Genomic DNA, 22,685 nt, shown 5'->3' with positions numbered 1-22,685 from the left:
CGGGAGAGTGTGGGCGCCTACATCCTGGTCTTTGGGAGGGGACCTCTATGAACCGATTCATCGCTGCGCTCGTGGGAGCGCTCGCGGCCCTGGCCGCACTGGTCAGCGGCGTCCACATCGCCCAGCCCGACCAGACCCCCGTCGCATCGAACACGCTGAGGTCCTACGGAGACAGCTGATCGCGTAGGGCGCGGCCGCTCGGGAGCCGTGCATCATCCGTCCGATCCACCTTGGGAGGGGTGGCCGCGGACGTGGCAGACGGCTTGGGAGGGTCCGATGCTGCACATCGTCATTCCGGCGTACAACGAGGAGCTGCGCCTGCCGCGCACCCTGCGTGCCCTGCGCCGCTATGTCACCGACCACCGCCGGCACCTCGGCCGGGTCGAGGTGACCGTCGTCGACAACGCCAGCGACGACCGCACCGCCGAGGTCGCCCGCGCGCTGGACAGCTCCGCGCTGCCGATCCGCGTCATCGCCTGCCCGGTCCGGGGCAAGGGTGCCGCGGTGCGTGCCGGCCTGCTGTCGGCCACCGAGGGGACGGCGAGCGGCGTCGGGGACCTGGTCTGCTTCATGGACGCCGACGGCGCGACCGACCTGGACGCGTTCGCCGGTGCCGTCGCCCGGGTGCGCAGCGGCGCGGACGTCGTGATCGGCTCGCGGCGCCTGCCCGGCAGCGACACCGAGGTCCGGCACTGCCGCACGCGCTCGCGCGGCGCGGCCTGCTACCGCCGGCTGGCCCGGCGGCTCCTTCCCGGCGTCGCCGACACCCAGTGCGGCTTCAAGCTGATGCGCGCCGGCGTGGCGCGCGACGCCGCCCGGCGACTGGTCACCCGCGGCTTCTCCTTCGACGTCGAGCTGCTGGTCCTCCTGGACCGCACCGGCGCCCGGATCGTCGAGATCCCGGTGAGCTGGGTCGACGTGCCCGGCTCCACGTTCGTGCCCCTGCGGCACGGCGCCCGATCCTTCCTCGACCTCGCCGCGATCGCCTGGCGCACCCGTGCGATCGCCGCCACCCCCCAGGCAGGGGTCGAGGAAGCCAGCCCCGGCAGGGTCGCGTCGAGGAACCAGGGGCGGCGGAACCCGATGCCGCTGCCCTCCTCCGCGGCCCTGCCGGCCTTGCTCGTCGCCATGATCGCGACCCACCGCGCGACCGCGCCCGAGGCGCGGGGGGACGCGTCATGACCTCACTGTCCGGGCAGCCGTCCGGGAAGCCCGCCGGGAAGCTCGCCGGGAAGAGGGTCGTGGTCGTCAACTGGCGCGACACCGACCACTCGGCCGCGGGCGGCGCCGAGATCTACGCATGGCAGTACGCCGTGGCCCTCCGCGACGGCGGCGCCCACGTCACCTACCTGACCGCGCGGGAGCCGGGCCAGGCCCGGAGCCTGGAGCGCGACGGCATCGAGGTACGCCGCGGCGGCGGCCTCCTCACCTTCTTCGTGTACGCCGCCGGGTGGCTGCTGCTGCACCGCTGGCGGGTCGACGCGGTGATCGACCTGGCCGGCAGCATCCCGGCGTACGCACCGCTGTTCGTGCCGCGCAGCCGGCCGGTGCTCCTGGTGGTGCACCACGTCCACCAGCAGCAGTTCGCCACCCACTTCCGCTACCCGCTGTCCCTGGTGGGCCAGTGGATGGAGCGGGTCGTGATGCGCCGCGTCTACCGGCACCGCCGCACCGTCGCGGTCTCGCACTCGACCCGGGTCGAGATGCGCGAGCAGCTGGACTGGCGCACCCCGATCGGCCTGCTGGAGAACGGCGCGGACGTGCCGTCCACCGAGCTCGTCGACGCCGCGGGCAAGGACCCCGACCGGATCGTCGTGCTCGGCCGGCTGGTGACCCACAAGCGCGTCGACGTCGTGCTGGGCGCGCTGCGCGACGTCCTCGACCTGCCCGGGCTGCCCGAGGCCCGGCGCCGCGCCCTCCACCTCGACGTGATCGGCCGCGGCCCGGAGCAGCTGCATCTCGAGCGGCTCGCGCGCGAGCTCGGCATCGCCGACCGGGTCACGTTCCACGGCTACGTGAGCGACGAGGTCAAGGGACGGCTGCTCGCCCGTGCGTCGCTGCACGTGTGCGCCTCCGACGCCGAGGGCTGGGGCCAGTCGGTGATCGAGGCGGCCGGCTGGGGCGTGCCCACCATCGCCCGCAACGTCCCCGGTCTGCGCGACTCCATCCGGCCGGGGGAGACCGGCTGGCTGGTGGCCGACGGCGCACCGGACGTGGTCCGCCGCCGGATCGCCGAGCAGCTGGCCGAGGCCCTCGACGGCACCGACTCCCTCGGCGTACGGGCCCACCGGACGGCGGCCTGCCAGTCCTGGGCCGAGAAGTTCGACTGGTCGCAGATGCGGGAGAACGCCCGGATGTGGACCACCGAGATCCTGAGCGCCGCACCCGCGGCCTCGAACCGACCCCGCGCGACGCGCGCGGCAACCGCAGAGAGGTGACCACCATGCGTCGCACCATCGGCACGGCACTGGTCGGCCTGGGCGTGTTCCTGGTCGTGGCAGCGGGCCTGATCCGCTTCTACGCCTATCCCACGCTCGCCACCGTTCCCCCCAGCTACGACGAGACGACCCTGCTGGAGGCGAAGGGGGCGCAGGTGTTCAACACCGACCCCGACGTCCTGGCGCCCCAGACGACGGACCTGACCATCACGGCCCACACCGTCGCCGACGACACCGGCAAGGTGAAGCTCCCCGAGGGCGTGTCGGTCTGGAACAACAACACGACCGTCCGTCGCGCCGACGGCACGATCTTCCAGCAGTCCCAGGAGCGGATCCCGTTCGACTCGGTGAGCGGCGTCGGCGTGGACTGCGCCGCGTGCGGTTCCTGGATCCAGTCGACGGAGGGCCCCGAGGACACGGTCGTGTTCAGCGGGCAGACCTACAAGTTCCCGTTCAACACCGGCAAGCACGACTACCAGAACTGGGACGACACGCTGCGCGCCGCGACGACCGCCACCTACGAGGGCACCACGTCGATCAAGGGCATGTCGGTCTACAAGTTCGTGCAGACCATCGCGCCGCGGGTCATCTCGCACGAGCAGGTCCCGGGCTCGGTCTTCGGGTCCAAGGCGCCCTCGGTGAACGCCGCGATGACCTACGGCATGGTCCGCACCCTCTACATCGAGCCCGCGACCGGTACGCCGGTGCAGCGGGTCGAGGTGCGCACCCAGGAGCTGGAGTACGCCGGCACGACCGTCCCCGCCTTCGACGGGACCGTCTCCTACACCGACGCCCAGGTCCAGAAGGAGGTCGACATGCTCTCCAGCAAGGTCATGTGGCTCGCCGGCGCGCGGACCTGGATCCCCGTGCTGGGCCTGCTGCTCGGCCTCGCCCTCCTCGGTCTCGGGCTGTTCCTGACCCGGCCCGCGTCCGCGTCGCGGGGCGCCGACCAGGACCACGGCTCGGATCGTCCGCTGGTCGGGGTCTGAGGACCACCCCCATCCGGCCGCGGCGCGATCTCACAGCCGCTGGACGATGGCCTCGAGCAGCTGCTCGAGGCCATCGTCGTCCCACCGGGTCGCGCGCGCCCGCAGTGTGAGGGTCGTGCGGCCGGCATGCCCGACCGCGCCCAGCGAGATGCCGGAGCCGCCCGCGGTGACCGGGTGGAAGGCCAGTCGCTCCACGGCCGGTGCGGTCACCTCGCCGAGGTGGGAGACCAGCAGGGTCGAGCCCAGGCGGCCACGGAGCGCCCGCAGCCCGAGCCCCAGCGCGGCGCGGGCGACGCGTGAGCGACCCGCGGCCGCCGGGCTCGCCTCCGGCACGGCCGCACGCAACGCAGCGGCCACGCCGTCGGCGTCCAGCAGCTCCACGTCGCGCAGCCGCAGCAGCACGCTGTCATCGGCCGGCTCGGCACCCGGCGGGCGGGCGCCGCGGCTGGCCCCCACCGCGACCGCGACGTGCCGGGCACCGGCGCCGCGGGTCGACTGCCAGTCGCGGACGGCCTGCGCCCCGGCGTACACCAGGGCGGCGGGGGTGATCGCTCCGGCGACCTCGGCGGTGACCAGGACGTCGCCGCTGCGCCGGGTCCGGACCGGCGGCACGGGCAGGGCGGGCGGGTGCAGCGCCACCTCGGCCAGCCGGCGCCCGATCCCCGCTCCGAGTCCACGGGCGGTCGTGTCGCCGATACCGCGGGCGGCCGATCGCGCCGGGCCGTGCCCCGCGCGCTCGAGGAGCTCGAGCAGCCCCAGCCCGTCGGTGGCGGAGTGGTGCGCCGAGATCACGACGGCACCGACGGTCGTCTCGACCAGCACCGGGCGCGGGTCAGGCTCGGTCAGCCGCCGCTGCAGGGCCGCGAGCGCGGCGCGGTCGACGGCGGGCGCGAGCTCGGCGGTGAGCAGGATGCGCCAGCCGATGCTGTCGTCGGCGACCCAGCCACGCTCCGCTCCCATGCCCCGAACTCTAGGGAGAGAGCGCCGCAGGAGAAGAGACTGCGGGGCACCGGCGTGCGCCGGTGCCCCGCAGATCGGTCGATATGTCTACGCGTGACCGTTCATGAAGTCGGTCGGGTCGGTGTGCCGCTTGAGGGCCTCCGTGCCGTCGTTCGCGCCACCGAAGTCGGTGTCGGCTCGGTCGGGGTCCGAGGCCCGCGAGCGGAACCTCTTGTTGGCGCTGCCGGTGAACTCCTGCTTGTCGTTCAGGCCGTCGCGGTCGGTGTCCTTGCGGGTCGGGTCCGACGTACGGAACCCGATCACGTAGTTGCCGCCGTACTTCTTGGCCCGGATGACCAGGGTCTTGATCTTCGCGCCCCGGACCTCGCGGCTGTCGGAGAGGCCGTCGCCGTCGGTGTCCTTGCGGCACGGGTTGGTGTGCACCCGGCCGATGCGGTGGCTCGTCGTCGAGGCGCCGCGGCCGGTGAAGACCCTCTGCCGCAGGGTGACGCCGTTGACCTCGGTTCCGTCGGTGAGGCCGTCGCCGTCGGTGTCCTTCTTCAGCGGGTTGCTGTGGCAGGTGGGGTACGCCGAGCTCGGGCCGTGCACCTCCTTGCCGTCCGAGAGCCCGTCGCCGTCGGTGTCGCGCACGGTCGGGTCGGTGTGCGAGGTGTTCACCTCGTAGCCGTCGCTGAGGCCGTCGCCGTCGGTGTCCGCCTTGGTCGGGTCGGTGCCGAGCTGGGCCTCCTGCAGGTCGGTGAGGCCGTCGCCGTCGGAGTCCACCGTGGCGTCGTCGGCCGCGTTGTTCGGGTCGGTTCCCGCGGCGACCTCGGTGCCGTCGTCCACGCCGCCACCGTCGGTGTCGGCCTTGGTCGGGTCGGTGTGCGAGGTGTTGACCTCGTAGCCGTCGCTGAGGCCGTCGCCGTCGGTGTCGGCCTTGGTCGGGTCGGTGTGGGTCGTGGTGACCTCGGTGCCGTCGCTCAGCCCGTCGCCGTCGGTGTCCGGGTTGTGCGGGTCCGTGCCGAGGACCTGCTCCTGCGAGTCGGTCAGCCCGTCGCCGTCGCTGTCGGTCGTCACGTCGTCCGCCGGGTTGAGCGGGTCGGTGTGGTCGACCAGGACCTCGGCGCCGTCCTGGGCGCCGCCACCGTCGGTGTCGGCGTTGTTCGGGTCGGTGCCGTAGGTGGTGATCTCCTGGCCGTCGGTGAGGCCGTCGCCGTCGCTGTCCGCGTTCAGCGGATCGGTCGGTGCGCCGCTGTACGACGAGTTCTGGATGCCCGAGACCTCGTCGCCGTCGTTGATGCCGTCGCCGTCGGTGTCCGCCTTGAGCGGGTCGGTGCCGTAGGTGGTGACCTCCTGGCCGTCGGTCAGGCCGTCACCGTCGGTGTCGGGGTTGTTCGGGTTGGTGCCGAGCTGGGCCTCCTGGGCGTCGGTGAGCCCGTCGCCGTCGGTGTCCTTGGTGGTCGACGGCACGCACTCGACGCCGCCGGTGGGGGCGTCCGCGGTGACGTGCATCGGCGCGAGGCCGAGGTCGAGGGCGACCAGCGGGCTGCCGAGCAGGGACGCCACGTTCAGCTGGATCCGCACCAGCTCCTGCAGGTCCGCCTCGGCGTGCGCGCCGGAGCTCTGGTCGGTGGGGGAGAAGGCGGTGACCTTCAGGTCGGCGACCGGGGCGAGCGCGAGCGGCAGGCTGATGCTCAGCGGCTGGCCGTTGAGGGGCACGTTGATGTTGTTGCCGTTCACCGTCACGGTCACCGTCGGCGGGTCCTGGAACCCGGCGCTGCCGGTGGTGCCGCCGGAGGTGGCCTTGAGGACGACCGGGCTGGAGACCTTGACCGTCACCGCGCCGCCGAGCAGCGAGATCGGGGCCACGTTCGTGGTGAGGGTCGAGACGACGTCGCCGGCCGCGTCGACCTTGGTCGTGGCGCGCTGGCTGGAGGCGCCGATGCTCGCCACGGTGCCGACGACAGGCTCGCTGAGCAGGGTCACGCCGGCCAGGGTGGTCAACGCGTCGGAGTAGACGCGGTCGCCCGAGCCGTTCGCCGTCGGGCAGGTGGTGCTGCTGCCGTAGTCGGCGTACTCGTCGCCGCTGATGACACCGACGTTGGCGAGGGCGCCGAGGTCGACGGGAAGCAGGGTGCGCGCGGCCGGGTCGGACTTCGGCGGCGCGGTGGCCGCGGCGGTGTCGACCGGCAGGGCCAGGCCGCCGAGCAGGTTCGCGTCGACGTTGGAGGACTCGGCGCGGGAGTTGTTGCTCGCCAGCGTGGAGTCGACGGTGGCCTTCGAGTGGCCGATCGCCGCACCCGCGACGCTCAGGCCGAGCGCAGGGGCGCTGAGGTTGAGGCTGACCAGGTCGCCGTGGGCGAGCCCGTCGTACGGCGCCGGAAGCGGCTGGGCCTGGGCGGACCCGGAGGCGGCCAGCGTGAGGCCGGCGGCCGTCACCAGAGCGGTGCCGGTCAGCGTGAGCGCACGTGGCCGTGAGACCCGAGCGCGTTGACGCGTGGACATTCGTGTTTCTCCCTCATCCGAGTTCTCTTGGTGGGAGAAGGCATGCAGTCGATGCAGACGCGGCCCGAGCGACGTTCCCTCCCCAGGGCGCACCAACGGGTGCATCGTCATCTTGGTACGGGCAATGCCGGATCGTCTGCCCGCACGGGGCCTATCGGACCGAAATCGGGTCGTTCGTCCTCCGTGGCATGGTCATGAATGACCACGTCGATCGGGCCGGCCGGGCGGATCGTGGTCGGCGGCGAAGATCGCGGTCCCGGGCGTGAGCACGCCCCGCTCCCGCGACCAGCCGCCCCAGAGCCGGTCGTTGCCCTCGGGCCACTGCGGCTCGAGCAGCCGGGTGATCCGGAAGCCGGCACCGGCCAGGAGATCGATCCAGTCGCCGAGGGTGCGGTGGTGCTCGACGTACGACGTCGCGCCGGTCTCGTCGTCGACCTCGACGTAGGGGGTCCGGTCCCAGTAGGACTGGGAGGCCAGCAGGCCCTCGGCGGTGGGGTCGTCGGGGAACATCCAGCGCGTCGGGTGGGTGATGGAGAACGCGAACCGTCCGCCCGGGCGCAGCACCCGGGCCGCCTCGCCGACCGCCCGGTCGATGTCGGCGACGAACTGCAGCGCCCCGAACGCGCAGAAGACGACGTCGAAGGAGTCGTCGGCGAAGGGGAGCGCGGTGGCGGTCCCGCGCACGCTCGGTACGACGACGCCGGTCGACTCGTCGATGCGCCGCGAGTGCTGCAGCTGGCGGTGGGAGAGGTCCAGGCCGTAGGCCTCGGCGCCGACCGAGCGCAGCCAGCGCGAGCACTGCCCGGCACCCGAGCCGACCTCGAGCACCCGCTTGCCGGCCAGCTCCGCGACCGGTCCGAGGACGCCCGCCTCGGCCTCGGTGAGCCCCTCGGGGCCCCACAGGAAGCCGATGTCGCCGAGGTACTCGCCGTGCGTCGCCTGGTACTCGTCGGCGTACCGATCCCAGTCCGCACCGTTCGCCAGCCGGGACTCCGTCTCGCTCGCGCTGCGACGATGGGCCGTCACCGGGGGATGCGGCCATTCCTGCACGGGGTCAGCGTAGAGGTCGCCGGTTGGACCTGCGCACCTGCGCCCGCGTACTCTTGACAATTGTGTCTGCACCCGTAGGCACGCACCGCCTACTTCTGACCGCCCAAGGATCTATCCCTACTCATGACGAGCCTCCTCTCGACTCCCCTCGGCTACAACGACGACGCGCCCCAGGTGGCCGTCAACGACATCGGCTCCGAGGCTGACTTCCTCGCCGCGATCGACGCGACGATCAAGTACTTCAACGACGGCGACATCGTCGACGGCACCATCGTCAAGGTGGACCGCGACGAGGTCCTCCTCGACATCGGCTACAAGACCGAGGGCGTCATCCCCTCGCGCGAGCTGTCCATCAAGCACGACGTCGACCCCTCCGAGGTCGTTTCCGTGGGCGACAAGGTCGAGGCCCTCGTCCTCCAGAAGGAGGACAAGGAAGGCCGTCTGATCCTGTCCAAGAAGCGTGCGCAGTACGAGCGCGCCTGGGGCACGATCGAGGAGGTCAAGGAGGCTGACGGCGTCGTCGAGGGCACCGTCATCGAGGTCGTCAAGGGCGGCCTGATCCTGGACATCGGCCTGCGCGGCTTCCTGCCCGCGTCGCTGGTCGAGATGCGTCGCGTCCGCGACCTGCAGCCCTACGTCGGCCAGACCCTCGAGGCCAAGATCATCGAGCTGGACAAGAACCGCAACAACGTGGTCCTGTCCCGCCGCGCCTGGCTCGAGCAGACCCAGTCCGAGGTTCGCCACGGCTTCCTGACCCAGCTCCAGAAGGGCCAGATCCGCAAGGGCGTCGTCTCCTCGATCGTCAACTTCGGTGCGTTCGTGGACCTCGGCGGCGTCGACGGCCTGGTCCACGTCTCCGAGCTGTCGTGGAAGCACATCGACCACCCGTCCGAGGTCGTCACCGTCGGTGACGAGGTCACCGTCGAGGTCCTCGACGTGGACATGGACCGCGAGCGCGTCTCCCTGTCGCTGAAGGCGACCCAGGAGGACCCGTGGCAGCACTTCGCGCGGACCCACCAGATCGGCCAGATCGTCCCCGGCAAGGTCACCAAGCTCGTTCCCTTCGGCTCGTTCGTGCGGGTCGAGGAGGGCATCGAGGGCCTGGTGCACATCTCCGAGCTGGCCGAGCGCCACGTGGAGATCCCGGAGCAGGTCGTCCAGGTCAACGACGACGTCATGGTCAAGATCATCGACATCGACCTCGAGCGTCGCCGGATCTCGCTGTCGCTCAAGCAGGCCAACGAGACCACCGCGGCCGTCGACGTCGAGGAGTTCGACCCGACGCTGTACGGCATGCCGGCCAGCTACGACGACCAGGGCAACTACCTCTACCCCGAGGGCTTCGACGCCGAGACCGGCGAGTGGCTCGAGGGCTACGACGAGCAGCGCGCGACCTGGGAGGACCAGTACGCCAAGGCGCACGCCCGCTGGGAGGCCCACGTCAAGCAGCAGGCCGAGGCCAAGGTCGCGGCCGCCGAGGCCGGCGAGGCGTCGTCGTACTCCTCCGAGACCGAGGACAACGCGGGCTCGCTGGCTTCCGACGAGGCGCTGCAGGCGCTCCGCGAGAAGCTCACCGGGGGCCAGTGATCCCCTGAGGCGCCAGCCTCGGCACGATCACATCGCGACCGCGGTGTCCCTCCGGGGGCACCGCGGTCGTGTGCTTCCCGGCCGCACTAGGGCCGGGAGGCGCCCTGCTGCCCACGGACCCAGGTGGCGACCTGGGTGCGGTTGCCGAACCCGAGCTTGAGCAGGATGTTCTGCACGTGGGTGTCGGCGGTGCGCGGCGCGATGACGAGGCGCTCGGCGATCTCGCGGTTGGTGAGCCCCTCGGCCACGAGCTCGGCCACCTCGGACTCGCGACGGGTGAGGGTGGCGAGCTCCGCCGCCGGCACCGGATCGGCCTCGCCCAGCGCATAGGCGACGGCCTGGCCGGTGTCCATGGCGCGGCCGGCGGCGTGGTGGGCGTCGTACGCGCGATCGCCGAGCGCCGCCCGCGTCTCCGCGACGAAGTGCTCGTGGGTGGCGGGGAGCCCCACCTCGGGCGAGGAGCCGCACGACTCCCACAACCGGGCCGACGCTCCGAACAGCGTCGCCGCGCGCTCGTGCTGCCCGCGCCGGACCGCCACCCACGCCACCGGATCCAGGTGGTGGGCGAGGCCGAGCCGGCTCGAGCTCTTGGCGTCCAGCCGCACCGCCTCGAGCGCGGGGCCCTCGGCCGCATCGGCATCGCCGAAGAACCACGCCTCGACCACGGCCTGGCCGAAGCGGGCCATCGCCAGGTAGTGCACGTCGCCGGGTGGCACCTGCCGCCCCATCCGGAGCAGGGTCGCCCGTCCTGCCTCCGGATCGCCGCTGAGCGCCTCCAGCACGCCGAGCAGGAACATCGGGTGCATCGCGTGCCGCTCGTCGCCGCGCGCGAGGTGGCTCTCGACGGCCGATCGGGCGAACCGGACCGCCTCCGGGCGGAGCTGCAGGAGACCCGCGAACGCCCGGACGTGGTCGATGTACGGCGCCGCGTCGGGATCGCCCAGCGCCTCGGCGTCGGCGGCGCGCAGCAGGCCGAGATCGGGGTCGGCGTGGAACACCGCCGCGAAGCCGCAGGTGGCGATGGCCCGGGCACGGCCGGGAAGGTCCGGCGGGCAGGTCGCCAGCGCCCGCTCGATCCACAGCCGGGCCTCGCGCGGATCGCCCCGCATGCACAGGTACTCGTGCAGCCTCACCGCCAGCGCGAGGCTGCGGTCGGGCTCGCCGGAGCTCGCGATGGACCAGCCGAGCGCGGAGCGGAGGTTCGGGTACTCCGCGTCGAGCCGGTGCAGCCACGCGATCTGGTCGGCGCTGAGCCAGCCGGCGTCGGCGCGGGTGGCGAGCTCGTCGTACCAGTCCCGGTGCCGGCGGGCGGTCGCGTCCTCGAGCCCCGCCTGCTCCAGGACCTCCTGGCCGTACTCGCGCAGCGGCTCGAGCAGCCGGAACCGCACCCGGCCGGCCCGGTCCTCGCGGACCAGGATGGACTTGTCGATCAGGCCGTCCAGGGCGGGCAGTACGTCGGCGACCTCGCATCCGTCGCCCGCGCACACGCCCTCGGCCGCGTCGAGGTCGAAGGAGCCCACGAACACCGAGGCGCGTGCCCACACCGTGCGCTCCAGCTCGGTGCACTGCTCGAAGCTCTGGTCGATGGCGGCCCGCATGGTCTGCTGCCGCGCCGGCAGCAGCCGCGATCCGCCGGCGAGCAGGTCGAGGCCGCGGTCCAGCCGCTCGGCGATCTGTCCCGGGGAGAGGACCCGGACCCGCGCGGCGGCGAGCTCGATGGCCAGCGGCAGCCCGTCGAGACGCTCGCAGACCCGCGCGATGTCGTGCAGCTGGGCGTCGTCGACGGGAAGGTCCGGGACCGCGGCGCGGGCGCGCTCGACGAACAGCCGGACGGCATCGTCGACCGCCAGCGGCGGGACGTCCATGATCTGCTCTCCGGGCACGCCCAGCGAGCGGCGGCTGGTCGCGAGGATCTTCACCCCGGGCCCCTCGGCGAGGAGGTCGCCGACCAGCGGCGCCACATCGTCGACGAGGTGCTCGCAGTTGTCGAGGACCAGGAGCAGGTGGCGTCCGCGGACATAGCCGTGCAGGGCGGGCACGGCGTCGGATCCACCGGCCAGCTGCAGGCCCACCGCCGCCGCGACGGTGGCCGCCAGCAGGCTCGGGTCGCGCAACTCGTCGAGATCGACGAAGTGGGCGCCGTCGGCGAACGCGCGGGCGACGTCGGAGCGCACCCGCCGCGCGAGGCTGGTCTTGCCGACGCCACCGGGACCGGTGAGGGTCAGCAGGCGGGTGCCGCCCAGCAGGCCCTGCGCCTGCGCCGCGTCGGTCGAGCGTCCCACCAGGTTGTCGTGAGACTCCATCGCTGCCCGATCGCGCCGCATGGCGCGATTGTGTCACCTGTCACTTCCGTGACGGATCGGGTCCGCGGCGGCGGGAGGGGCTCAGTCGAACCACGTGGGGGTCGGGGGCCGGGGGTGGAGGCTGTCGGCCCGCACCCATCGGGTGAGGAGCCGGCCGAGGGCCGTGAGGACGGGGAGCGCGATGATCAGTGCGACGATGCTCATGGCAGTAATCATGCGCTCATGATCTTTCTGCCACGAGTGGCAGGAATGCCGCGGTGCATTGATTTGCTGCCACATCCGTGTGAGGGTGGCGAGGTGCTGACCAATGTGGCCGTGGTGGTCTACGACGGGGCGAACCCGTTCGAGTTCGGGGTGGCCTGCGAGGGGTTCGGTCTGGACCGCAGCCGCGACGGGGTGCCGAACCTCGACTTCGCGGTCTGCGCGCCGAAGGCCGGGGTGGTGCGCACCTCCATGGCGTTCCAGCTCGTCGCCGAGCACGACCTGGGGCGGGTCGCCGAGGCCGACCTGGTCGTCGTCCCCGCGATGGGGCGCGGTCCCGACGTACCGACGCCGGTGATCGAGGCGCTGCAGGCGGCACACGACCGGGGCGCCCGCCTGCTCACCTACTGCTCGGGAGCGTTCACGCTCGGCTGGGCCGGCCTGCTGGACGGCATCGAGTGCACCACCCACTGGATGTACACCGACGAGCTGTCCACCCGCTTCCCCGAGGCCAAGGTGGTGCCCGAGGTCCTGTACGTCGACGCCGGCCAGGTCGTCACCAGCGCCGGCACCGCCGCGGGGCTGGACGCCTCGCTGCACATCTGGCGCCAGGAGTACGGCGCCGCCGTGGCCAGCACCATCGCCCGGCGGATGGTCGTGCCGCCGCAGCGCGACGGCGGGCAGGCGCAGTACATCGCGCGCCCGGTCGCCGAGAGCGACGCCGAGACGCTCGGCCCGCTGCTGGACTGGATCAGCGCCAACCTGGGCGAGGAGCTCGGCGTCGAGGCCCTGGCCCGCCGGTCGCTGATGTCGCCGCGGACCTTCGCGCGCCGCTTCCGTGCGGAGACCGGCACGACGCCGCACGCCTGGATCACCCGGCAGCGGGTCGCGGCCGCCGAGGAGCTGCTCGAGCGCAGCGACGCGTCGGTCGACAGGATCGCCAGCGAGGTCGGCTTCGGCAACGCGGCGACCCTGCGGCACCACTTCTCGCGGGTGCGCGGGGTCAGCCCGCAGGCCTACCGGCGCCAGTTCGCCTGCTGAGCCGGGTCAGAGGGCGAGCGAGACCCCGGTCTTCTCCTCGCTGAGCGTCCACAGCTTGCCGGCCAGCTCCTCGTCGCGCGCGAAGCGGCTCCGCCGGGCCTCGCCGATCCGGCCGCGGGTCTGGCGGAACTGCAGCGGGCCGGTGTAGGAGCCGGGGGCGCCCTCGGTGGCGGCGTACAGGCTGGGGTCGGCTCCGCGTGCGGCGGACTGGAACAGCAGCGGCATGACGTACGGCGCCGCCGTGCGCACCAGCCGGTTGGCGCCCATGCCGTTGGGGTCGCCGACCAGGCCGGTGGCCGAGATGCCGGGGTGTGCCGCGGTGGAGACCAGCGGCGAGCCGGCCGCGGTCGCGCGGCGCTGCAGCTCGGCGGCGAACAGCAGGTTGGCGAGCTTGCTGTTGCCGTAGTACGGCTCGGGCACGTAGCCGGCCTCCGGGTTGGCCTCGAGCACCTTGTCGGTGCCGCCGAAGTGGGCGAGCGAGGAGACGGTGACCACGCGCGGCGCGGGGCTTCCCAGGAGCGCGGGCAGCAGCCGGCCGGTGAGCGCGAAGTGGCCGAGGTGGTTGGTGCCGAACATCAGCTCGTGCCCGTCCGCGGTCGTGCGGTACGCCGGCGGGTTCATCACGCCCGCGTTGTTGACCAGCAGGTCCAGCGGGCCCTGCCAGCGCTGGGCGAACGCGGCGACCGAGGCCAGCGAGGCGAGGTCGAGCTCCTCGACGGTCACGTCGCCGCTCATCCTCGCGGCGGCCTCCCGGCCGGACTCGAGGTTGCGGCACGCGATGACGACCCGAGCGCCGTGGGCGGCGAGCTCGCGCGCGGTGTGCAGTCCGATGCCGGAGTTGCCCCCGGTGACGACGGCGACCTTGCCGGACTGGTCGGTGAGCTGCGCTGCGGTCCAGGAGCGGGTCATGCTCGGAGGCTAGTGGCTACAGCTCGCTGCGGCGTACCTTCCCTGTCAGCGTGCGCGGGAGCTCGGCTCGGAACGTGTAGGTCTTGGGCCGCTTCGGCGGGGCCAGGTGCTCGCGGGCGTACGCCGCCAGGTCGGCCTCGGCGACGGTGCCGACCACCGCGGCGCACACGCGCTGGCCCCACTGGGGGTCGTCGGCGGCGTACACCGCGATGTCGGTGACGCCCGGGCACTCGCCGAGGACCTGCTCCACCTCGGTCGGGTAGACGTTCACGCCGCCGCTGATGATCAGGTCCTCTCGGCGGCCGTCGAGGAAGAGGTAGCCGTCGGCGTCGAGCCGGCCCGCGTCGCCGACCGTGAAGGCGTCCCCGCGCCAGGCGGCCGCGGTCTTGTCGGGATCGTTGAAGTAGCTGAACCGCGCGTAGTCCGGCACCGTGCACCAGATCCGGCCGTCGTCGATCCGCAGCGAGCGGCCCGGCCGCGCGCGGCCCACCGTGCCCGGTCGCTCGAGCCACTCCTCGCTGCGGCACGCCGTGAACTGGCCCTCGGTCGAGCCGTAGAACTCCCAGGTGGAGCCGGGCGGGAAGGCGTCGATGAGGCGACGCTTGACGTCGGTGGGGCAGGGTGCTCCGGCGTGGGCGACCAGCCGGAAGCAGGTCAGGTCCGGCCACCCGTGCTCGTCCCAGTGCGCGAAGAGGCGCTGCAGGTGGGTGGGGACGCAGAACATCGTGGTCGGCCGGTGCTCCTCGATGGCCGCCGTGATCAGGGCCGGGTCGAAGGGGCCCGGGATGACGACGCGTCCGCCGGCGAGCGTCGTACCGAGGGCGAAGCGGAGGGGCGCGGAGTGGTACAGCGGGCTGAGGACCAGGTTGACGTCGTCGGCGGCGAAGCCCCACAGGTCGCGCTCCTCGGCGACCAGCGCCTCGGCGTCCTGCTGGGACAGCAGGCCCGACCACACGCCCTTCGGCGTGCCGGTCGTGCCGCTCGTGCAGTGCATCGGGCGGGCCAGCGGGAGACCCGGAGCGGGGAGGGTCGCGAGCAGCTCGGCGAGGGCGTCGTCGTCGGTCACCTCGAGCGCGGGGTCGAGACCGGACAGGATGCGAGCGCGCTCCGGGGCGGTCAGCCGCGGGTCGAGGGGGATCGGCACGATGCCCGCGGTCAGCAGCCGGTGCACCGCGTCGAGGTAGGCGAGCGAGCCCGGCACCAGCAGCGCCACGCGGTCGCCGGGACGCAGGGGAGTCACGGCCCCATTGTGTCCGTAGGATCGCGGCCGTGACGGTACGGGTGGGACTCACCGGCGGCATCGCGTCGGGCAAGAGCACGGTCTCGGCGATCCTCGAGGAGCTGGGTGCGGTCGTCATCGACGGCGACAAGCTGGCCCGTGAGGTCGTCGCGCGCGGCACGCCCGGCCTGGCCGAGGTGGTCGAGGCCTTCGGGCCCGGGGTGCTCACGCCGGAGGGCGACCTGGACCGGCCCAAGCTCGGCGCCATCGTCTTCGCCGACCCCGACCGGCTCAAGCAGCTGGAGGCGATCACCCACCCCCGCATCTTCGAGCTGTACGTCGAGCGCGAGGCCGCCGCCGACGCGGGTGTCGTCGTGCACGACATCCCGCTCCTGGTCGAGTCGGGCCGCGCCGACGAGTTCGACGCGGTGATCGTGGTCGACGCCCACGAGGACCACCAGGTCGAGCGGATGCTGCGCGATCGGGGGATGGGGGAGGACGACGCCCGCGCGCGGATGGCCGCGCAGGCCAGCCGCGAGCAGCGTCGCGCGGTGGCGACGTACCTGATCGAGAACACGGGGACGCTGGAGGAGCTCCGCGCCCGCGTCCACGAGGTGTACGACGCGATCGTGGCCGATCAGCCCTGATCGGTGACCAGCCTGCTGTGCAGCTCGGTGGTCAGCCGGTGGATCTCCCGCGTGAGCTCGGTGTTGGTGCGCAGCTCGAGCTCCTGGGCGGTGTAGTCGTGATCGGCCTTCGCCTTGGCCAGGCCGGCCTGCCGGTTCTGCCCGATCATCACGAAGGTCGACAGGAAGATGGCCTCCAGTGACACCACCAGCGTCAGGGTCGGCCACGGGCTGCTCTCGGCCAGCAGCATCCAGGCCGCGAACCCGACCACGTGGACGTAGACGAACATCATCGAACCGGCGAAGGCCGTGATCGCGTCGGCGACCCGGTTCTGCACGCTCGCAGCGCGCGTCTCGAGGTAGGCGGCGACGCCCGGGTGGCGGCGCGAGGACTGGGCGGCGGGCACGGTGCTCATGGCCCGATGGTGGCACGCGCGGCCGGTCGCGCGCCGGACGTCAGAAGACCTCCGCCTGTGGGGGAGACGGAGGTCTTCTGACGTGGCGGTCGCTCAGGCCGCGAGGTCGGGGTCCCCGAGCCGGCGCAGCTTCTGCAGCGCCTCCCGCTCGAGCTGCCGGACGCGCTCGGCGGAGATGCCGTGCTTGCGGCCGATGTCGGCGAGCTTGTGCTGGCGCCCGTCGACCAGGCCGTAACGGGCCCGGATGATGTCGGCGGCCCGCGGGTCGAGCTGCTCGACCAGCTGGTTGAGCCGGTCGCGCGCGTCGGCGTCGATGACGGTCAGGTCCGGGCCGGGCGAGGTCTCCTGCGCGAGCAGGTCACCGAGCGAGGTGTCGCCGTCCTCGTCGAGCGGGGAGTCGAGGCTGACGTGCTCGCGACCCCAGGTCATCAGGTCCAGCACCCGCTCGAGGTCCATGCCGAGCTCGGCGGCGATCTCCTCGGGCTCGGGGCTGCGGCCGAGCTGGCGCTCCAGCGTCCGCCGGGCCGAGCCGACCTGGTTGAGCTCCTCGACCACGTGCACGGGCAGCCGTACGACGCGTGCCTGCTGCGCGATGCCGCGGGTGATCGCCTGGCGCACCCACCAGGTGGCGTACGTCGAGAACTTGTAGCCCTTCGCGTAGTCGAACTTCTCGACCGCGCGGATCAGGCCGGTGTTGCCCTCCTGGATCAGGTCCAGCATCGGCATCTGCGCCCGGCCGTACTTGCGTGCGATCGAGACGACCAGCCGCAGGTTGGCGTTGATGAACTCGGTGGTGGCGCGCTGGCCCTCCTCGGCCAGCCACTCCAGCTCCTCCTTGGTCGGGGCAGACCCGGGCGCTCCCTTGCGGCGGCCGTAGGTGCCCTTGGCGAGCAGGTCCTCGGCGTACAGGCCCGCCTCGATGGTCTTGGCCAGCTCCACCTCACGGGCGGCGTCCAGCAGCGGGGTGCGCGCGATCTCGTCGAGGTACAGCCCGACGCTGTCCCGTCCTTCGATCTCGCGAGTCCTGATTGCGGTCATTGGGGCCCTCCTTCGCCGACCCGGGATCGCCGGGTGCTACCTGGTCCAACGCCGAGACCGGAGTGCGGATTCCCGTCCCGGCGACGGCCTACACCGGTAAAGACGTGCGACGGTCCGGCAAAAGTTGCCGAGGGTGAGTACTCTCAGCGTCTTCTTATGAACCGCCGCCAGGCGTCGAGGTACCCGTGCCCGAGAGGCGCATGCGGTCCAGGACCCAGGCGAGGGTGAACGCCAGGTCCTCCCAGGCGCGGTAGCGGCCCGAGACGCCCCCGTGACCGGCGGCCATCTCGGTCCGCAGCAGCACGTCGGCCTCCGGCGCGACGGCGCGCAGCCGCGCCACCCACTTCGCCGGCTCCACGTAGAGCACCCGGGTGTCGTTGAGGCTGGTCTCGGCGAGGATCGGCGGGTAGGGGAGGTCGGCGACGTTGTCGTACGGCGCGTACCCGGCGATCCGCTCGTAGGCGACCGGGTCGGCCTCGGGGTTGCCCCACTCGTCGTACTCGCCGATGGTGAGGGGGAGCGTCGAGTCGAGCATCGAGGTCAGCGCGTCCACGAACGGCACCTCGGCGACGATGCCGCCGAAGGCGTCGGGGGCCTGGTTGGCCACCGCGCCCATCAGCAGGCCGCCGGCGCTGCCGCCCTGGGCGACGAGGCGGTCCGGGGTGGTCCAGCCCTGGTCCGCGAGGTAGCGGGCGCAGGCGATGAAGTCGTCGAAGGTGTGCTGCTTGTGCTCGAGCTTGCCGTCGTCGTACCAGTGCCGGCCCATCTCCCCGCCACCGCGGATGTGGGCGATGGCGAAGGCCGCGCCGCGGTCGAGCAGGGACAGCCGCCCGACCGAGAAGTAGGGGTCGATCGAGGCCTCGTAGGAGCCGTAGCCGTACAGCAGGAGCGGCAGGGGCTCACCGGTCGCGCGGGCGTCGCGCCGCACGATCAGCGAGATCGGCACCTCGACGCCGCCGGTCGAGGGTGCCCAGAGCCGGTGCTCCTCGTAGTCGTCGGCGTCGTAGCCGCCGAGGACGGGGGTCTGCTTGCGCAGGAACTGCTCGCCGGTCCTCAGGTCGTGGTCGTAGACCGAGGACGGGTGGCTCAGGCTGGTCATCCCGACCCGGATCGTCGGCGCCTCGAAGGACGGGTTGCCGCCCAGGCCGACGGTGGCGAGCTCGCTGCCGAACTCGAGCAGCTCGTCGTTCGCCACCGGGGCGTCGGGGTCGTCGGAGAGCGTCAGCACGCGGATCCGGGTGCGGCCCTCGCTGCGCTGGGAGACGACGAGGTGTCCCGCGAACGCGTCGACGTCCTCGAGCCGCACGGCGTCGTCATGGGGGAGCAGGGGGAGCCACCCCTCCCGCGGCGTGGGTACGCCGGCGGCGATCCCGAGCTCGAACTCCGGGCCCGCCGCGTTGTGCAGCACCAGGAACCGGTCCTGCCCGCCGATGACGGCGTGGTCCAGGGAGTACTCGACGCCCTCGGAGCGCTCCGCGAAGCACTGCGGGCGCGCGTCGGCGTCGGCCGCGTCGAGCAGGTGGTACTCGCTCGTCGTCTTCGAGCCGGCCGCGATGACCACGTACTTGCGGCTGCGGGTGCGCCCCACGCCGACGTAGAAGCGCGCGTCGGGCTCGTGGAAGACCAGCTCGTCCTCGGCCTGGGTGGTGCCGAGACGGTGGCGCCAGACCTTGTCCGGGCGCCAGGTGTCGTCGACGGTCGTGTAGTAGAAGTGGCTCGCCGTGGACCCCCACGTCACGCCGCCGAGGACGTCGGTGAGCTCGTCGTCGAGCAGGTCGCGGCTGGTCAGGTCGAGCACGCGGACCGTGTAGCGCTCGTCGCCGACCACGTCGGTGGCGTAGGCCAGCAGCTTGTCGTCCGGGCTGATCGCCGAGCCGCCCAGGGAGAAGAACTCGTGGCCCTCGGCCAGGGCGTCGAGGTCGAGCAGCAGCTCCTCGCCGGGCAGCGCCGGCTCATCCGGCTTGGCCGCCTCGGCGGGCTGCGGGGGAGTCCAGTCGTCCTCGTCGGCGACCGGGACGCGGTACGTCGCGCCGTACTGACGGCCCTCGAAGGAGCGGCCGTAGTACCAGTAGCAACGCACCCGGCTGGGCAGGCTGAGGTCGGTCTCCAGGGTGCGCGCCCTGATCTCCTCGAAGACCTGCTTGCGCAGGTCGGAGAGGTGCGCGGTCCGGGTCTCGGTGTAGGCGTTCTCGGCCTCGAGGTAGGCCAGCACCGCCGGGTCGTCCTTGTCGCGCAGCCAGTCGTACTCGTCGGTCCGCTCGTGGCCGTGGTGGGTCGTCGTGACCGGGCGGCGCTCGGCGATCGGCGGGGTGATCGGTGGGGTGGTCGGCGGCTGTACGTCGGACATGCTCCGACGCTAGTCGGTCTCCGGTGGCTCCTCGGCCGGGGGCTGCCAGCGGTGCAGGGCGGGGTCGTCCTCGGCGTACGAGCGGACCGGGCCGGGGCCCGTCTCGGCGGTCTCGAACCGCACCGTGACGACCCCCTTGCCGGCGCCCCAGACCCAGCCCCGGCCCCGCTCGTCGTGCTCGACGTCCATGCCGGGCCGGTAGCCGGCGCTGCGCTCGTCGGGGAGCGCGACCTCCTCGACGGGCTCCGCCTCGGAGATCCCCGGGCCGTCGTCGAACAGCTCGTCCTGGACCCAGTCGGCGAGCCCCGAGACGCCGACACCGAGCAGGCGTACGCCGCCGACCGGATCGAGCTCGGTGAGCAGCCGCTTGGCGACGCGGGTGATCACGCCGGCGTCGTCGGTGGGGCCGTCGAGGGTGCTGGAGCGGGTGAGCGTGGTGAAGTCGTAGAGCCGGACCTTGAGCGTGATGGTGCGTCCGGACAGGCCGTTGGCCTCGAGGCGCTTGGCGACCTGCGCGGCCTGGCGCGTGACGATCGCCGCCATCACGGCCCGGTCGATCACGTCGGTCTCGTAGGTGCCCTCCACGCTGACCGACTTGGTCTCGCGCTCGGGCTCCACGCGGCGATCGTCGCGGGCGCGCGCGAGCAGGTAGAGCCCGCGGCCGTGGGCCTGACCCAACACCCGGACCAGCTCGTCCTCGCTGAGCCGCTCCAGGTCGGCGACCGTGCGCACCCCGATCCGCTTGAGTCGCTCCACGGTCGCCGGGCCGACCCCCGGGATCACCGAGACCTGCATCGGCCGCAGCGTCTCCTGCTCGGTGCCGGGGGCGATCACGTACAGCCCGTCGGGCTTGTCGAGGTCGCTCGCGATCTTGGCGAGGAACTTCGAGCTGGCCAGGCCGACCGAGGCGGTCAGGCCGCCCGTGGCGTCGTGCACCTCGGCGCGCAGCCGCTCGGCGAAGGCGGTGACGGTGGGCGTCTCCAGGTCGGGGAGGTCGGCGGCGGCGAGGTCCACGAACGCCTCGTCGAGCGAGAGCGGCTCGACCAGCGGCGAGTGCGCGCGCAGGATGCCCATGACGATCCGGCTCGCCTCGCGGTAGGCGTGGAACCGACCGGTGAGGTAGGCGGCGTGCGGGCAGAGCGCACGGGCCTCGCGGGTGGACATGGCCGAGCGGACGCCGTAGACGCGCGCCTCGTAGGACGCCGTCGAGACCACTCCGCGGCCGCCGGTGCCGCCCACGACGACCGGCTTGCCGCGCAACGAGGGCTTGTCGCGCTGCTCGACGGCGGCGAAGAACGCGTCCAGGTCGAGGTGCAGGATCGAGGCGGTGCTCCTCACCTCCGGTCACCTGGGCCCTGCTGCACCGGCTCAACCTAACGGTGCCCGGGGACACCCGGCGACACCGCGGCACCGGGACATCGCGTCGGTCACTTCCGCCTCATGGGTCCCATTGGTCCCATCGCGAGCCACGTCTGCGTCCACAGGCCGGCCGCGCCGGTGCCTCCTCCACAGCCCCTGTGTCGCACGGTCCGAGTTGTCGGCGGGCGTCGTGAGGTTGGAGGGCATGACCAACTCCTCGCACTCCTCGCACCCTTCGCCCACCTCGCCCGCCTCGACCCCCGACCCCGTCCGGCAGATGACCGCCCGCAGCCCGGAGGACCTGCTCGCCCTCGCCCCGGTGCTGCTCGGCTTCTGGCCCGGCGAGGACGCCGTGATGCTCACCTTCGCGACCGCGCGGCCGTTCCACGCCCGGCTGAGCCTGCCCGACCGGGCCTCGCCCCGAGCGCTGCGCGACCTGGAGGAGAAGCTCCTCGGCCCCGCCCGGCGCCACGGCGTGGGGGCGGCGGTGTTCCTGGTCTTCGGTCGCGACGAGCGGGTCGCGCGCGCCGTCTGCCTGACCCTGCGTCGTGGCGCCCTGCGCGCCGGGATCGACGTCATCGCCTGCATCTGGGCCGACGGTGAGCGCTACCGACTGCTCGCCGGCTCGCCGGACTCCGACCAGGACCCGGTCGCCTACGACCTCAGCGACCACCCGTTCGTGCTCGAGGCGATGGTGGAGGGCCGGCTCACCCACGCCAGCCGCGAGGACATGGTCGCCGCACTCGAGCCCGACCCGCAGGCCTGCGCCGAGGTCGCTGCCGCCCTGGAGCGCCTGGGGCTGAGCGACACGCCGGGACCGGACAGCCAGGTCGAGGTACGCCGCGCGGTGCGGTGGACCGAGCGCATCGTGCGCGGCTACGTCGCGGACCAGGAGCCGCTCGACGCCGAGCAGGTCGCGCGGCTGGTCTGGACCGTGCAGGCGGTGCCCGCCCGCGATGCGGCGTGGGGACTCATCGACCGTCGCTCCGCGGTGCAGCACCGCGCGTTCTGGGCGCAGGTGCTGCCGCGCACCCCCGAGCACCTCGTGCCGCCGGTCGCCGACCTGCTCGGCTTCGCCGCCTGGCAGGCGGGTGACGGTGCTCAGGCGTGGGCGGCCGTCGACCGGGCACAGCGGGCGGACCCGGAGGACTCGATGGCGGGCCTGCTCGCCGGCCTGCTGGAGGGCGCCGTGCCGCCGGACGCGTGGTCGGCGTGAGCCCTCACCCCGGCGCGGGCAGGTGGCGGTGGCGCCGCCAGGTGCGCCCGACCCCGCTGCGCGGATCCCGCCAGGAGTGCTTGGTGACGACGACCAGGTCGAGGGCGACCTTCAGCTCCGCGCCCGCCGCGCGGACCGCCGCCGCCCAGAGCAGGTCGTCGCTGCTGGCCTGGCTGTGCCCGGCCCGGGTGAGCCAGAGCAGCGGCACCCGGCCCTCCTCCAGCGGGCGGCGGGTGATCGCCTCGATCATGTCCACGCGCAGGGTCGCGTCGAGGTCCCACCCGGGGTCGAGCGCCAGGGTGCGCTGGGGTCCGCCGGGGATGCCCACGTGCAGCGTGCTCGGGCAGCTGCGCCCGGTCATCGACGCGGCGTGGTCCACGACCGCGCGGCGCAGCACCCGGCTCAGGGCGGGGGTGAGGGGCTCCTCGATGCTCACCCGCAGCAGCCTGCACGACCCGCGTGGATCGTGCAGGCGTCCTCCACAGGGGAGGGGACCTGTGTT

20 protein-coding genes are annotated in these 22,685 nt (G+C 72.9%); 8 read left to right on the top strand and 12 right to left on the bottom strand.

Going from position 1 to position 22,685, the window contains the following annotated elements; translation table 11 throughout:
* Positions 1 to 47 precede the first annotated feature (47 nt).
* The 4 genes from ACYU8V_RS09750 to ACYU8V_RS09735 all read left to right on the top strand — a co-directional run bounded on the left by ACYU8V_RS09750 (position 48) and on the right by ACYU8V_RS09735 (position 3,427).
* Positions 48 to 179 carry a hypothetical protein gene (locus ACYU8V_RS09750; protein ID WP_460846976.1) on the top strand — a complete coding sequence of 44 codons (132 nt, stop codon included), beginning with the start codon at positions 48 to 50 and terminating at the stop codon, positions 177 to 179.
* 97 nt (positions 180 to 276) lie between these two features.
* Positions 277 to 1,182, top strand: coding sequence for a glycosyltransferase (locus ACYU8V_RS09745; RefSeq protein ID WP_460846975.1), 906 nt, complete (start codon positions 277 to 279; stop codon positions 1,180 to 1,182).
* Positions 1,179 to 2,438, top strand: coding sequence for a glycosyltransferase (locus tag ACYU8V_RS09740; RefSeq protein WP_460846974.1), 1,260 nt, complete (start codon positions 1,179 to 1,181; stop codon positions 2,436 to 2,438). Before ACYU8V_RS09745 ends, ACYU8V_RS09740 begins: the two co-directional genes overlap by 4 nt.
* A gap of 5 nt (positions 2,439 to 2,443) precedes the next feature.
* On the top strand, positions 2,444 to 3,427 hold the full coding sequence (locus ACYU8V_RS09735; RefSeq protein WP_460846972.1) for a PorA family protein: 984 nt from the start codon (positions 2,444 to 2,446) through the stop codon (positions 3,425 to 3,427).
* 30 nt (positions 3,428 to 3,457) lie between these two features.
* Here ACYU8V_RS09735 and ACYU8V_RS09730 read toward each other — a convergent pair whose 3' ends face one another.
* The 3 genes from ACYU8V_RS09730 to ACYU8V_RS09720 all read right to left on the bottom strand — a co-directional run bounded on the left by ACYU8V_RS09730 (position 3,458) and on the right by ACYU8V_RS09720 (position 7,921).
* Positions 3,458 to 4,387 (bottom strand): hypothetical protein, encoded by a 930-nt coding sequence (locus tag ACYU8V_RS09730; RefSeq protein WP_460846971.1) that lies wholly within the window; start codon positions 4,385 to 4,387, stop codon positions 3,458 to 3,460.
* An 87-nt stretch (positions 4,388 to 4,474) separates the two neighbouring features.
* Complete coding sequence (locus tag ACYU8V_RS09725) at positions 4,475 to 6,871, bottom strand: binary toxin-like calcium binding domain-containing protein (protein ID WP_460846969.1); 2,397 nt, start codon at positions 6,869 to 6,871, stop codon at positions 4,475 to 4,477.
* Between the two features lie 192 nt (positions 6,872 to 7,063).
* Entirely contained in the window at positions 7,064 to 7,921 is an 858-nt protein-coding gene (locus tag ACYU8V_RS09720) for a class I SAM-dependent methyltransferase (protein ID WP_460846968.1), read from the bottom strand.
* A 123-nt stretch (positions 7,922 to 8,044) separates the two neighbouring features.
* On the opposite strand from ACYU8V_RS09720, the gene rpsA reads away from it, so the two are divergent.
* On the top strand, positions 8,045 to 9,508 hold the full coding sequence (rpsA, locus tag ACYU8V_RS09715; protein ID WP_460846967.1) for a 30S ribosomal protein S1: 1,464 nt from the start codon (positions 8,045 to 8,047) through the stop codon (positions 9,506 to 9,508).
* 86 nt (positions 9,509 to 9,594) lie between these two features.
* Here the strand turns inward: rpsA and ACYU8V_RS09710 are convergent, their stop codons facing one another.
* Together ACYU8V_RS09710 and ACYU8V_RS09705 are read right to left on the bottom strand one after the other, a co-directional pair.
* Complete coding sequence (locus ACYU8V_RS09710; protein WP_460846966.1) at positions 9,595 to 11,832, bottom strand: ATP-binding protein; 2,238 nt, start codon at positions 11,830 to 11,832, stop codon at positions 9,595 to 9,597.
* A gap of 60 nt (positions 11,833 to 11,892) precedes the next feature.
* Positions 11,893 to 12,015: a hypothetical protein gene (locus ACYU8V_RS09705; RefSeq protein ID WP_460846965.1), complete on the bottom strand. Its 123-nt coding sequence runs from the start codon at positions 12,013 to 12,015 to the stop codon at positions 11,893 to 11,895.
* Between the two features lie 93 nt (positions 12,016 to 12,108).
* Between ACYU8V_RS09705 and ACYU8V_RS09700 the strand changes: the two genes are divergently transcribed.
* Positions 12,109 to 13,053 carry a helix-turn-helix domain-containing protein gene (locus tag ACYU8V_RS09700; protein WP_460846964.1) on the top strand — a complete coding sequence of 315 codons (945 nt, stop codon included), beginning with the start codon at positions 12,109 to 12,111 and terminating at the stop codon, positions 13,051 to 13,053.
* 6 nt (positions 13,054 to 13,059) lie between these two features.
* On the opposite strand, the gene ACYU8V_RS09695 is transcribed toward ACYU8V_RS09700, so the two are convergent.
* The gene (locus ACYU8V_RS09695) at positions 13,060 to 13,962 is read right to left on the bottom strand and encodes an oxidoreductase (RefSeq protein ID WP_460846963.1); all 903 of its coding nucleotides are present in this window, start codon (positions 13,960 to 13,962) and stop codon (positions 13,060 to 13,062) included.
* 16 nt (positions 13,963 to 13,978) lie between these two features.
* Entirely contained in the window at positions 13,979 to 15,202 is a 1,224-nt protein-coding gene (locus ACYU8V_RS09690; protein ID WP_460846962.1) for a class I adenylate-forming enzyme family protein, read from the bottom strand.
* A gap of 29 nt (positions 15,203 to 15,231) precedes the next feature.
* Between ACYU8V_RS09690 and coaE the strand changes: the two genes are divergently transcribed.
* Positions 15,232 to 15,828, top strand: coding sequence for a dephospho-CoA kinase (gene coaE, locus ACYU8V_RS09685; protein WP_460846961.1), 597 nt, complete (start codon positions 15,232 to 15,234; stop codon positions 15,826 to 15,828).
* On the opposite strand, the gene ACYU8V_RS09680 is transcribed toward coaE, so the two are convergent.
* From ACYU8V_RS09680 to ACYU8V_RS09665, 4 genes are all read right to left on the bottom strand, one after another.
* Positions 15,819 to 16,223 carry a DUF1003 domain-containing protein gene (locus ACYU8V_RS09680; protein ID WP_460846960.1) on the bottom strand — a complete coding sequence of 135 codons (405 nt, stop codon included), beginning with the start codon at positions 16,221 to 16,223 and terminating at the stop codon, positions 15,819 to 15,821. The two genes, coaE and ACYU8V_RS09680, sit on opposite strands and share 10 nt — an antisense overlap.
* Before the next feature lie 93 nt (positions 16,224 to 16,316).
* Positions 16,317 to 17,261, bottom strand: a complete 945-nt coding sequence (locus tag ACYU8V_RS09675) for a sigma-70 family RNA polymerase sigma factor (protein ID WP_460846959.1) — start codon at positions 17,259 to 17,261, stop codon at positions 16,317 to 16,319.
* Between the two features lie 154 nt (positions 17,262 to 17,415).
* A complete protein-coding gene (locus tag ACYU8V_RS09670) occupies positions 17,416 to 19,608 on the bottom strand; it encodes a S9 family peptidase (RefSeq protein ID WP_460846958.1) in 2,193 nt (730 codons plus the stop codon).
* A 9-nt stretch (positions 19,609 to 19,617) separates the two neighbouring features.
* Positions 19,618 to 20,946, bottom strand: coding sequence for a DNA polymerase IV (locus ACYU8V_RS09665; protein ID WP_460846957.1), 1,329 nt, complete (start codon positions 20,944 to 20,946; stop codon positions 19,618 to 19,620).
* Positions 20,947 to 21,172: 226 nt separating this feature from the next.
* On the opposite strand from ACYU8V_RS09665, the gene ACYU8V_RS09660 reads away from it, so the two are divergent.
* The gene (locus ACYU8V_RS09660) at positions 21,173 to 22,183 is read left to right on the top strand and encodes a DUF4192 domain-containing protein (protein ID WP_460846955.1); all 1,011 of its coding nucleotides are present in this window, start codon (positions 21,173 to 21,175) and stop codon (positions 22,181 to 22,183) included.
* Positions 22,184 to 22,187: 4 nt separating this feature from the next.
* Here the strand turns inward: ACYU8V_RS09660 and ACYU8V_RS09655 are convergent, their stop codons facing one another.
* Positions 22,188 to 22,619 carry a hypothetical protein gene (locus ACYU8V_RS09655; protein WP_460846953.1) on the bottom strand — a complete coding sequence of 144 codons (432 nt, stop codon included), beginning with the start codon at positions 22,617 to 22,619 and terminating at the stop codon, positions 22,188 to 22,190.
* Positions 22,620 to 22,685 lie beyond the last annotated feature (66 nt).

The sequence above is a fragment of the Nocardioides ultimimeridianus genome (genome assembly GCF_054777895.1).
Note: the sequence above shows the minus strand (reverse complement) of the source record. Positions and strands in the feature narration are given on the sequence as shown.